The organism is Veillonella ratti, assembly GCF_003992115.1.
GTDB lineage: Bacteria > Bacillota > Negativicutes > Veillonellales > Veillonellaceae > Veillonella_A > Veillonella_A ratti.
In genome coordinates, this window is record NZ_RQUX01000008.1 from 66507 (window position 1) to 78893 (window position 12387).

Consider the following 12387-nt stretch of genomic DNA (forward strand, 5'->3'; position numbering starts at 1 on the left):
GATAAACTAACACTCTTACTAGATAAACTAACACTCTTGCCGGATGAGCTAACATTCTTATCGGATACATTGTTTTAGGCTTGCCGATCATCGACGAGTCCAGCTATTACGCTTTGGCCTCTGAGGAGCTATTCGTCTACTTATACGCTCCAAGCCATCTTCCCAATTTCATTGTACAACCAAAGTTTTCTAAAGTCAAATGGTTTTTAACAACCATTTTTATATTGGTTGTATTTAATTTTTATACTAATCTACTAAAAATTAAACGCTAACCGATCCATTAACTACTTTTTAACAATAAAAAAGGGCTTGCTTCAAGAAAGCGCGAAATTTTATTGCGGATTCCGCATTTTTTTGACGACCTCTTCATGCAAACAAAGCAAAAATTTACCAACTGAGATTCCACCAACCCCTTTTACTTCTCATCCCGATTGGTCTATGTATCACCTGTAAATTCTAAATGGATATCGGCAGATCTTATGAAAATATGATAAAATTAATACAAGCGATTCTTCATATTAAGGAGGACCATACATGCGATATTTTTGGTTATTTATAGCAGTTTTTTGCTTCACCCTTTCAACGGAATCTTATTTTTCCGGTTTTGAAACAACAAGCCTTGTTGTCCTTGGATTTTTGGCCCTTTACCGCGCCATTCGCTGGAAAAAGAGTTTTAACCCTAAGCTAAAATTCAACAGCGGCAACAAAGAGCTGGACCGCTTCAACACGGAGCTTTTTGACAAAGCCATTACGGACTACAATAAAATGGAGCGAGAAATCAAAACGTTAAACGATAAATCGTTCCGCAAGCAGTTACAAAAGACACAGGGTATTGCCAAAAACTTTCTGACCTATTTACAAGAACATCCGGAACGCATCGGCCTTGCCCGTCGTTTCATCGATTACTATCAAGATCGTGCCATTTTACTGGTGCAAAAATATAAAGAATTGGAGCGCACGGGGCTTAATGAGCCGGAAGTGGTACAGTCGAAGCGAGAAATTAAACAGCTCTTTCATCACTACGATGAAGCCTACGCGGATCAGTTTACCAAAGTTCTTAATGCGCAACTTATAGATCTCGATGCGGAAATGAAAATTATGCGTGAAAATATGTCGGCCGACGGACTGAATCCGGAAACACCGGAACGTCCAACGACGCCCCAAAAGAGAAATCCGCTCATTGATTCCCTTATTGAACTTAGTGATAAATTTTTGAACAAAAAATGAAAGTAGGGTGCGATTATGGCAGAAATCAATTTGAATGACCTTTTAGAAAAGAAACAAATGGAAGATTCGACAGACACATCCCCTAATAATGAATCGATGGAGCTGGTGCGTGTGACGCAGCAAATCGAAAAACTCACACCGGAAGAACGCAAGCAAGTGGATGAGATTAAAAATTCCATTGACCTTGTCGCCTCCAACGCAATTACCCAATACGGAATGGCTGCCCAGGATAATATTGCCTCTTTTTCAGACAGCATTCTATCGACCGTGAAAAGCACAGACCACGCGACGGCCGGCAAATTACTTACGGACTTGGTAACACAAGTCCATGAGTTTGAAGCTGAACAAGATGGGAGTAAAGGCGTATTAGCCAATCTGCCGGTAGTCGGTTCCCTTTTCAAAAAAGCGGCGAACCTCAAAGAGTCGTACACTACGTTGGCGGTTCAAATCGATAAGATTCAGGCCGGTCTCGACAAGCAAAAGATGCTCCTCATGAAGGATGTGGCTATGTTTGACGGCTTATATGACAAGAACTTTGAGTATTTCAAACAGCTTCAACTCTATATCCAAGCGGGCGAAGAAAAGATTCAAGAATTGAATGATAAAACAATTCCGAACTTGGAAGCACAAGCTGCAGCTTCCGATAATCCGATGGCGCACCAAGTCGTACAGGACTTCAAAGATGCGGTGATTCGTTTTGAAAAGAAAGTCCATGACTTAAAGCTCAGCAAAACGATTGCCATTCAAACGGCGCCGCAAATCCGCATCATTCAGAACAACGATAAAATTCTCGTAGACCGCATTCAAAGTGCTATCTATAACACGATTCCATTGTGGAAAAACCAGATGGTCCTCGCTCTCGGCCTCGACCGCCAGCAAGAAGCCTTGAAAATGCAACAGGCCGTTTCTAATACAACGAACGAGCTCTTGAAGCGTAACGCCGAACTTCTCAAACAGAATTCACACGAAACGGCCGTTGAAAATGAACGAGCCATCGTGGATATTGAAACGATTAAACAGGTTAACGAAAGTCTAATCGCCACCATCGAAGATACTATCCGCATTCAAAGTGAAGGTCGCCAAAAACGACAAGCTGCGGAACAGGAGTTACTGCAGATTGAAGGGAAGTTGAAAGAGGCATTGCTTAAAGGAGCGGGACGAGCGGAAGAACAAAAATAGTTGCTTTACATCATCAAATTGACTAGTATTGCTATACTATAAAATCTATATAAACAATTAGGCCTACAAAGTCAGAAACATCTAACTTTGTAGGCCTTTAGTTTTGTCAATTTATGTTCAATTACTGCATGCTTTTAATACAAACTCTTCAGATTCTTTTATACATTCACTTTAAATAGCCCATGGCGGTTACAATAGGCATAAATAATACCATGCCCACGACTCATAAAACGGCACTCTGCATTTTGTTCCGGATAGAGTTTCACTAATGTATACCTATCTGATGTCACATACGCCATAAAGGAAATATAGTGCTGTTTCGTCATAGGATGCTCCATATGCACGAAAAAGTCATGCTCAATCTTCTCAACGTTAATGATATGTTCCGGAGATTCTTCCGGTGAATCTTCTTCTACAGTAAGAACCGGTAGTTTAACACCGCAGCAATTAAAGTCACCTTCACCAAAGCTTGTAATGATATTGCCACAGATAGGACAAACATAGAATTTAAGCTTTTTCACATTCGCCGAACGATTATCATTGATAGCATATTCGCCGGCAAATAATTCAGCCACAGAAATACCGAGAGCCTCCGCCAATGGCGTAACCAAGGTAATATCCGGTAATCCCTTGCCGGTCTCCCATTTAGAAATCGTCTTGTCGCTGATGAGTAGTTTTTCAGCCAATTCTTTTTGCGTGAGCTTCTTGCGTTCACGCAGTTCTTTTAACATTGTGCCTGATATATAATTCATAGCCATTACACCTCTTTCTTTTGCTATGGCTATCTTAAAATAAAATAGGGTGAAAGGCTACCTACGTTGCATAGAGATGTAAGAATAAATCTAGAGCTATTAATAGATTATTTAACAAACATCTTATATCCATGTGGATTTCCACTTTCAAGCTCTTTTAATGTTTTACCGTCTTCGTTTTTCCACTGCAGTTTGCTATTTATAGGGTAACCCATTACAAAACTCCCTGCATCCCTAGGTGAATCAAAAGAAATATCCACGATAGTTTTTCCATCTTTCACTTTAGACTTCCCGTAATTTTTCCGTAACTCTTTAATTTTCTTAGGCAGCACACCTCTTCGCGCATCTACATTATAAGAAGACCCTCTTAATAATAAAAATTTACCATTTACAAATACACCGGTTGCCGAGGAATCTTTAATATTCAAATAGAACTTCTTACTCTCTTGATTGGTTATTTCACATTCTGAGATCGCTGAGTTAAGCACTTTGTAACCAAGAATATTAATTAAAATTCTCATATTCTCCAGAAAGGTATTCATACTTCCAGTAAGACGTGGGTCAATCACCTTGTTTCTAGTGCTTTTTGTTTCTACTTTATAAAATCCATTTGATTTTGCTATTTGAACGGCATGGTGCTCAAGGTATTCCGTTAGAGTCGAATTCAATCCTGGTCTTTTAACAATAATCGCTGTATGCCAGTCCCATTTTTTCTTTTCATTTAAATGTTGTTTTACTCTTTTTAAAACATTATCTGACTGCCCAATATAAACAGTCCATGGATTCCTCTCACCATTTCCAAATAAAAAATAAATTCCGGCACACTCTAACTCCAACGCGTTATATTCCTTAACCGCACTTCTGGGTATTTTGAAAGCCCTGCCATTCCAATCTTCAAGAGATGCCTCTATAATACCATCCGGAGTTCCATCTTCTAAATTCAATGTAACCATTATGTTATTTTCCATAATTAATACTCCTAATATATAAACTTATTATTCGCTCCCAAATGTAACAGTGAAGTCCTCTGCCTTAATGATAGATAAATCTTCTTTCCTCGGATTTTCTATACAAATAACTCTCCTTGCATGATTCATAACCAAATCATCATAAAGATTTCTCACCAAGCGACCATTTGCAAATTTTTCAGTTGTCTGAATATGAGCATCATCGCTTAAATCAAGAGTCATACCGCGATTACCTTTAATAAACTCTTCACCGCCAGTAATTGCAATTTGATTTAAAAATTGCTCCCATACCAACTTTTCCAATGGCAACTCCAAGATTTTCAGGATTTCCTATTTTTTCTTTCTCATCTTCCAGAAACTGTAATTCGGACAACTCTTCATCCAATTGACTGTCAAGTTTTTCCTCTAGCGCATCTAAATCAAGGGATTCGATGTTCTCTTCTTCCAATATTGACTCTGTAGTCAATATTGCGTTTGCTTTGTCCATAATATATTCTCCCGCACAATTCCTACTGCTTTGATAGCTAACATTTTATTTTCCAAGTGCTTTATGAGCTGCTTGAGCAAAGCGTACTTCATTCCTTATTTTTTATTTTACTATAGCCTCATTTTATTCACAACACATTCATAATGCCACTTACATAGCTAATAATCAAAGTATTATAGCTCCACCATTTTCCTAATTATGGTGGTGATAAAATAATTGCTCCACCATTTTCGCGAAAATGGTGGAGCAATTATAATTCTACTTCATATCCCCAAAATGTCCCTTAACAATTTCATCCAGCTGCCTTCTAATCTCCTCAAACGGCACATTCAAATCCAGCGTCTTCACACTAATCTGATTCCCATGCATCTGATACACATTATCCGGCTGAATTTCTTCGTCCGTCTTTGCATATAGTAGCATCCCTGAAACTCTATGTTCTTCCTCACCGAACGCATAATCACGATTTTTAACATAAGCAAAAATCTGATACATATGCTGAGAATGCAACGTACGTTTATCATATTGCTGTTGCATAGTACGAGTATAGTATTTAGCATCAATAATTAAAACTGTATTGCCCTTTTGCAAATGGATATCGCTTTGCATAACCGGTAGCATTGTGCGAATATCGTCGTCTACATTCCACGGAATCTGCGAAGCACTTACCGACAACATAGGATAGTGTTTACTATAGTACTCCAAAATAAATTTCTCATACAGCCGGCACATCCACCTCTCATCAATGACGAAAGAGACTAATTTATGTGCGCCTGCCTCGGTTGTAATGAGCATTCCCTCAATAATAAGCTGACAAATGCTGATTAACATCCTGTAGGTCTGATTATTCCGATGAAATCTAATAGTAGACCACTTCACCAAAGTAAGGTCTATCGTATCAACATTAGCAAAAAATAGCATTTTCTTTTTAAGATCATCTTTATACTCAGCCTTTACCTTGGCATGTTTTAGCAGTAGGATGACAGTCGTTTTAATGATTTGGTTAAAAAGCGTATTTTCAGATAGTTCGTCAAAATCACAGGACAATAGCCGCTTATGAGCAATCTGGTTTTTAATCGTCCCGGGCATGTGAATTTTACCCCGCATTACCGTCATATCGTCTTGTCGATTTATATACTCTCGATACAACCCCTGTTTCAGCTGAATCCCAATTCCTTTGGCTAGAATAGCTGCCAAAAGATCATAAATCTCATCAAATGATTCAACTGCTATATCCTTATAATTTTCCTGATTCAGGGGTTGAAACGCGTAGGACAGCATATAGTATATATTTTTGATTAATATACTTTTATTTTTTGTCATTTAAATACACCATGCAAATTAGCTTCCCATGTCTGCAATGTGGAGTTTTCATCAAACCAGTACTCGCTGAGCATCGGCAAAATATCAAAATCGACTACATTTTTCATCCATTCATCCGTGCAATTTGCATCCGTCCAATTACAGAAATAGCTGTGACCGATACAAAAACCTTTGCCTAGGGACTTATCCTGAGCAATTACCTGATTTAGGTCTTTAATACAATCTATCAACCTATTGAAGGTATCATTATTTAAATCCTTACGGTAATCAACAAAACCTTGTGAGTCAAAGCCCGGCTCCATGTCAAAAAAGCTGAACCGACGGCGCAGTGCATAATCTATCATGGCTAGACTTCTGTCAGCCGTATTCATCATGCCGATAATATATAAATTATTAGGCACTGAAAAAGGCACTTCATTATAGGCAAGCGTTATTTTTTTATCACGGTAGTCAGCCTCAATCAGCATTAAGAGTTCGCCAAAGATCTTACTCAAATTACCACGATTAATTTCATCAATAATAAAGAAATAATCCTTGTCCGGACAGCTAAGCGCCTTTTGACAAAATCTATAAAAAATCCCGTATTTTAACTCGAACCCGTTTTCCGCCGGTTTGTATCCCATCATAAAATCTTCGTAAGAATAATTCTGATGAAACTGTACAAATTCGATACGATTATCATCTTTTTCACCCATTATCGAATAGGCCAATCTTTTTGCAGCAAAGGTTTTCCCCACACCGGGAGCTCCTTGCAGGATAATGTTCTTTTTATTCTTCAAGACGGCAGCTAATCTATCATAGTCAGTTTCTGTCATGTAGACTTCGTTCAAAAAGTCAGCCTTCGTGTAAGCCTTCTTGGTATTACTTAACGAAATAGGATTTTCATTACGAATTAAGTCGATAATAAATTCATATTCTTCTCTAGTAAGTTTAAAAAGACTACCTTGCAGCTGTGGAAGACCTTCCATATCCTCAAGTTCCGGGCTATTCGATAAAATGGAATAATCTATAGGCGAAGAAAGCCCCTCTATCTTTTGAAATGAAAGTTTCTTTCCATCATGCTCTGCGCTAACACGGAAAATAGCAACAATTTGTTTTACCGGAGTGGATTCGTAACCTATTACTATATCTCCGACCTTGGCATCTAAGAAGTTTTGAAATACTCTGCGTTTTTTACCCTCTTCAGTATAAAGAGTATAATCCTGAACAGCATTAACAGCCCAACCAGACATACTCCATATTTTAGGGTTACCAATCAAAAACCAGTAATTTTGTTCAGAAGACTCACCAGCGGGCTCTGGCTTGGCATATAAGTCTACTTCAGATAAATCAACGCGCTTTAAAGCTTCAGCCAATTCATCTCTCAATCTCCAAATAAAAGAACCGTCTTCGCCTTTTTTGGCATTCTTACCAAGATAAAGAACCGACCACCATCTACTACCACCTTCATCGCGTGGCATGACCTGGCACCCAGTCTTTTTAACTATTCGTTTTGCTAATGACGACGAACCAGAATTATAAAAATTTTTAGTTCCACCATATTTATTCGCCAGCTGAGTACAACTTGCCTCACCACCAAAATCAAGAATACGCCTCATGATTTCAAGGCTAGATTGGTTAAAAACCTTTGAGTCATTAAGCACTTCTTCCCAATCATCTACAGATAAGCCCGGGGTGTAATCTTTTGGCCACCATTCATCCGTTCCCAGTCCATTATCATAGTACTTAGCAACAAAGTGCCCCACATCAATGGGGAGTGTCCTTAAATTCGGATCCGAATAACATTCGTCTGTAAGCTGCGAAGCCATCAATTTCTTTAACTCTTCATCCTTCTTCAACTCAGCACAGACTTCATTATAAAAAGATAAAAAGTTACGAATATTATCTTCATAGCTACCTTGTTTAAATGTGTAATTGCTTTCAAGCTCAGTAGCGAATGCTTTTACTTCTCGGAATTTATAAATATAATATTTGTCCGGATATTGTAGCCACAAATACGTGATGATAATGCTTTCGTTCTGATAATGTTGAACGGCTTTACTATGATATGTTTTACGGACATATTCTGATTGTTCTTTAAACCGTTCAATGCGTTTATAAATATCCTCAGACTCGTCAAAAAGCGCTTCGAACATAGCCTTAACTTCTTCAGGAGCCTTCTCCGCTAATTCTGTAATCATACCAATAGGGAAATAACTTCCCGATTTAACAAGCTTATCCACCTTCGCTAAAGCATTCGAAAGCATAGCTGCAAAATCAGCTGACGCTAGATTCCAATTATCCTGGAATTGTTTTACCGCCTCCCATTTTGCTTTTTCTTTCGGCCATAGAATTTCTACAAACTGCTTTTTATATTCATCAAGCACTGCTTTCAATTTACTTTTATTAAACATTACCCAATCCGCCTTCATAAACTTTATGCAACAATATTCCGCATCATTTTTATAGCATCTACTTTTCAAAGTATCGGCTTATCTACAAATCTCCGCAATCCCCTTAGCTATCCGCCATTCAATATCTTTAAAATGGTTCCCTTCATTCATTTCAAAGGTTACATCTATATTCTGTTCTCTTAAATGATTAACGATTGCCTCCGTATTCTCCTGAACAGTTTTAAGTATCTGATGTTTCGTTTTAGCTTCCTTATCACCTAAAGAGAAGTATAATTTATCTGGTTCACGCTTCATTTGATGCGACTCAACATATTTCTTAAAGTCCGGGAACCAGAACGAACTCGACATACAGGCAGCCCGGTCAAATATATCACAGTTATAAAGAGCATATAACGCAAAGAGTCCCGCCATGGAATAGCCGGCAATATATGTTTTTGTCGGTGTACCTGCTATTAATCCAAGCCCCTTTGGTAGTACCTCATTTAGGAGCCAATCGAGATACACAGAAGCATCGCCGGTAAATGGCGGCTCTTGTTTTGAAATGGGTGCAATTTCCCACGGTGACAAATCGGAGTTCCAATTAAGTTTGCTGATAACAAGAAGGTTTATATCAAAATTGCTCAGTTTCTGAAGCTCAGCTACTACACCGGAACTATCGTCTTCAAACATATTCAGTACAACTAATGGTTGATCGGTCTGTTTTGCTTTGTATAAGGTAATAACTTTACCGGCTAGAGTAAAACATTCTTTCATAAACTCCCCCTATGCAATTACTTTTCAATATCATCTTCTAAGTCATCAATATCGTCATCATCGTCGTTCAAATGTCCCCATATTTCTTCGCGATTATATTTTTCACGCAAAAAATTGCACAATTCAGCCAGATACATAAGATTACATTGATATTCCACTTCAGGTCCCGGATTTACCTCAAATTCATCCAAGGCAAATATACTCGGATCATTCTCATCGACACCAATATAAAACAACTTCTTTTCTAATTCCACAAGGTCTTCTTCTAAATGCCTACGGACCATTATTAATTCTTCAAGCGTGTCATTCTTATGCTGTAATACAAACTCTTCCGGACTTATCATCATAATTAGTATCCTCTTAGTCTTACAGACTTTTAATAATAATAGAATCTATCTTTAATATAATACGACCAACCGATTTGATTCATACCATATTCAAACACTTCGTTCTGTGGAATAACCACCGTATCATGTCCCCCTGACATGGTATTAGTGCGATAGCGCCACATGTCATTTCTAAATTTGCCAAAATGCCATGTTACCACTCTTTGCAATTGTCCGTTTTTCACAAATTTTGTAGTTATTGAAAAGCCCTTCCCATTCGAATCGGAGCCATAGGTTAATGTATCGTTCATCACATAGATATCGGTATTATCATCATTCCAATGTGCCACCCAAACATCCGTCGCGTTTGCAAAACCGAAGCTCGCAAACATAAAAAGAATCCCCAAACAACAAATAAATAATCCCTGCCATAGCCGCTTCATATACCTCACCCTTTCAATCAATGAAACGCACCACTTGATAAGTTAATTACAGTATAGCATATTCATAATGCCCGGTATACAGTACTGAAATCATTCTTTAGCTATCATTTTTAACTCCTACAAAACATACATCATATAAAAACATTTGTTTATTTCAAGTAAATTTTTTCTTGATAAAACGCTGAAGTAGTTCTATACTTAAAGTAGCAACAAGTCGGTAGTAAGTACTATTCTTTTTACACTTAAAGGAAGTGAATCCTTATGTCTGAACACGACAATCAACAAGAAAAGCACGTTCACGATCATAACCATGATCACCACCACAATCATGAGCATCTTCACGATCATGACCATGACCACCATCATCCTCATACTCATGAACACGCTCATGAACACGCTCATGATCACGCACACGACCACGACCATCAACATGGTTGTCTCGCCGACCATGTACATCCGCATGACCACAGTCATCCCCATGTACATGGTGATGTTAACGACTATATGAAAGCCGTTGCGGAATATCGCAAAACCTTTGCCTCCAAACAAGATGTTTTGGACAAAACGCCGGATCCAGCTGTACGCGAAATGATTCTTCGCATGGAACAAATCGGTTGCGATACTACTTTCGATCGTTTTGACAAACAAAAACCACAATGTACCTTCGGTTTAGCCGGTGTCTGCTGTAAAATCTGTAACATGGGCCCATGTAAGATTACACCACAAGCACCTCGCGGGGTCTGCGGTGCCGATGCAGACCTCATCGTATCCCGTAACTTATTGCGCAGTGCCGCTGCCGGCGTAGCTCAACACGGTGCGCACGCTCGTGAAGTTATTTTATCCTTGAAATTTGTTGCTGAAGGCCGTTTAAATTTACCGATTATTGGTGTTGAAAAATTACACCAAGTTTGCAAAGCCTTCGGTATCCCTGACGACACGGATGATGTTAAAGCCTTAGCCGGCAAATTGGCGGATGTTCTCTTGGCCGACTTATCTCGTCCAACGCCGGATGACTATGAAGCCATCAAAGCTTTGGCGCCGGCTGAACGCCAAAAAGTTTGGCAGGATTTGGACATTATTCCAATCAGTGCTTATAACGAAGTATTCGATGCTTACCACCGTACCGGCTGCGGTACCGACGGCGATTGGGAAAGCATTATGAAACAATTCTTGCGTTGCGGTCTCGCTTTCTGCTACACCGGCGTAGTAGCTGCCGATATTGCTACTGACGTTCTCTTCGGTATCGGTCATCGCGCTACTTCAAAAGTAAATGTCGGTGCTTTGAAAAAAGGCTATGTTAATATTGCCGTTCACGGTCATTTGCCAACCTTAGTGAGCGAAATCGTTCGTGTCGGTCGCACCCAGGAATTCATCGACATGGCCAAAGCCCATGGTGCCGAAGGGATTCAGTTCTACGGCGTATGCTGTTCCTGCTTGTCCGCTATGTACCGCTACGAAGGCGTTATTCCATTGTCAAACGCTGTTGGTGCCGAACTCGTTTTAGGTACCGGTGCCCTTGATTTATGGGTAGCCGATGTACAGGACGTATTCCCTGCCATTATGGATGTGGCTCGTTGTTTCAAAACAACGGTCGTTACTACTAACGATGCAGCTCGTCTCCCTGGCGCCGAACATTATGCGTACGATCATCATCATTCCAACATTGAAGATACTGAAAAATTAGCGCGCAAAATCGTAACCCGTGCTATCGAAAGCTTCGCTAATCGTCGCGATATGCCTGTTTTCATTCCACCATACGAAGTAACCGCCGATGTAGGTTTCAATGCTGAAAACATTGCTGAAGAATTCAATGGCTTCGGTGCTTTTGTAGACGCTTTGAAGAGTGGTCAAATCAAAGGTATGGTTAACATCGTTGGCTGTAACAACCCTCGCGTTATCTATGAACGCGCTATCGTGGACATTGCCGATGAGTTGATTAAAAACAACATTTTACTTTTCACAAATGGCTGTGCATCCTTCCCACTCTTAAAATTGGGTTATTGCAGTAAAGACGGCGCTTCCAAAGCCGGTAAATCCTTACAGGAATTCTTGGGCGGTAAATTGCCACCGGTATGGCATGTAGGCGAATGCGTAGACAACACGCGTGTATCTACTGTTTTAGCCGGCGTCGCTCAGGCAGCGGGCAAAGACATTAAAGATATGCCGTACGCCTTCACCAGTCCTGAATGGTCCAACGAAAAAGGTCTCGACGCCTCCCTTGCGTTCCGCATGTTCGGTATCGACTCCTACCACTGCGTAGAACCACCGGTACAAGGTTCTACTAATGTGGAAAACTTCTTAAAACACGACACGAAAGACATGCTCGGCTCTGTTATGACTGTTAATACAGAACCAAAAGCCTTGGCAAAACAGATTATTGCCGGCATAGAAGAAAAACGTCGTAAGTTGGGCTGGGACTAGAAAAGTAATTCCCTTAAACTTTTATGAAAACTGAAAAAGCTAGTATATAAAAAAAAGTAGTATGTGCAAAAATTGCACATACTACTTTTTACTGTGTAATACAAAGAATCAGTCT

At 39.5% G+C, this 12387-nt stretch carries 12 protein-coding genes; 3 read left to right on the plus strand and 9 right to left on the minus strand.

What is annotated here, in order from left to right:
- Positions 1-534: 534 nt before the first annotated feature.
- Entirely contained in the window at positions 535-1227 is a 693-nt protein-coding gene (locus EO124_RS05085) for a 5-bromo-4-chloroindolyl phosphate hydrolysis family protein (protein ID WP_127058622.1), read from the plus strand.
- A gap of 15 nt (positions 1228-1242) precedes the next feature.
- The gene (locus EO124_RS05090; protein WP_127058623.1) at positions 1243-2406 is read left to right on the plus strand and encodes a toxic anion resistance protein; all 1164 of its coding nucleotides are present in this window, start codon (positions 1243-1245) and stop codon (positions 2404-2406) included.
- 158 nt (positions 2407-2564) lie between these two features.
- On the opposite strand, the gene EO124_RS05095 is transcribed toward EO124_RS05090, so the two are convergent.
- The 9 genes from EO124_RS05095 to EO124_RS05135 form a co-directional block, all read right to left on the minus strand.
- Positions 2565-3158 (minus strand): helix-turn-helix domain-containing protein, encoded by a 594-nt coding sequence (locus tag EO124_RS05095; protein ID WP_127058624.1) that lies wholly within the window; start codon positions 3156-3158, stop codon positions 2565-2567.
- Positions 3159-3265: 107 nt separating this feature from the next.
- Positions 3266-4126, minus strand: coding sequence for a GIY-YIG nuclease family protein (locus EO124_RS05100; protein WP_127058625.1), 861 nt, complete (start codon positions 4124-4126; stop codon positions 3266-3268).
- Positions 4127-4153: 27 nt separating this feature from the next.
- Complete coding sequence (locus EO124_RS05105) at positions 4154-4429, minus strand: hypothetical protein (RefSeq protein ID WP_206512538.1); 276 nt, start codon at positions 4427-4429, stop codon at positions 4154-4156.
- The gene (locus EO124_RS05110; protein ID WP_127058626.1) at positions 4374-4613 is read right to left on the minus strand and encodes a hypothetical protein; all 240 of its coding nucleotides are present in this window, start codon (positions 4611-4613) and stop codon (positions 4374-4376) included. Before EO124_RS05110 ends, EO124_RS05105 begins: the two co-directional genes overlap by 56 nt.
- Before the next feature lie 258 nt (positions 4614-4871).
- Entirely contained in the window at positions 4872-5936 is a 1065-nt protein-coding gene (gene mcrC, locus EO124_RS05115) for a 5-methylcytosine-specific restriction endonuclease system specificity protein McrC (RefSeq protein ID WP_127058627.1), read from the minus strand.
- The gene (locus EO124_RS05120; protein WP_241230673.1) at positions 5933-8347 is read right to left on the minus strand and encodes an AAA family ATPase; all 2415 of its coding nucleotides are present in this window, start codon (positions 8345-8347) and stop codon (positions 5933-5935) included. Before EO124_RS05120 ends, mcrC begins: the two co-directional genes overlap by 4 nt.
- 60 nt (positions 8348-8407) lie before the next feature.
- A complete protein-coding gene (locus EO124_RS05125) occupies positions 8408-9082 on the minus strand; it encodes an alpha/beta hydrolase (RefSeq protein WP_127058628.1) in 675 nt (224 codons plus the stop codon).
- Between the two features lie 17 nt (positions 9083-9099).
- A complete protein-coding gene (locus tag EO124_RS05130; RefSeq protein ID WP_127058629.1) occupies positions 9100-9429 on the minus strand; it encodes a hypothetical protein in 330 nt (109 codons plus the stop codon).
- Between the two features lie 29 nt (positions 9430-9458).
- Entirely contained in the window at positions 9459-9851 is a 393-nt protein-coding gene (locus EO124_RS05135) for a hypothetical protein (RefSeq protein WP_127058630.1), read from the minus strand.
- A gap of 261 nt (positions 9852-10112) precedes the next feature.
- On the opposite strand from EO124_RS05135, the gene cooS reads away from it, so the two are divergent.
- On the plus strand, positions 10113-12272 hold the full coding sequence (gene cooS / locus EO124_RS05140) for an anaerobic carbon-monoxide dehydrogenase catalytic subunit (RefSeq protein WP_127058631.1): 2160 nt from the start codon (positions 10113-10115) through the stop codon (positions 12270-12272).
- Positions 12273-12387: the final 115 nt, after the last annotated feature.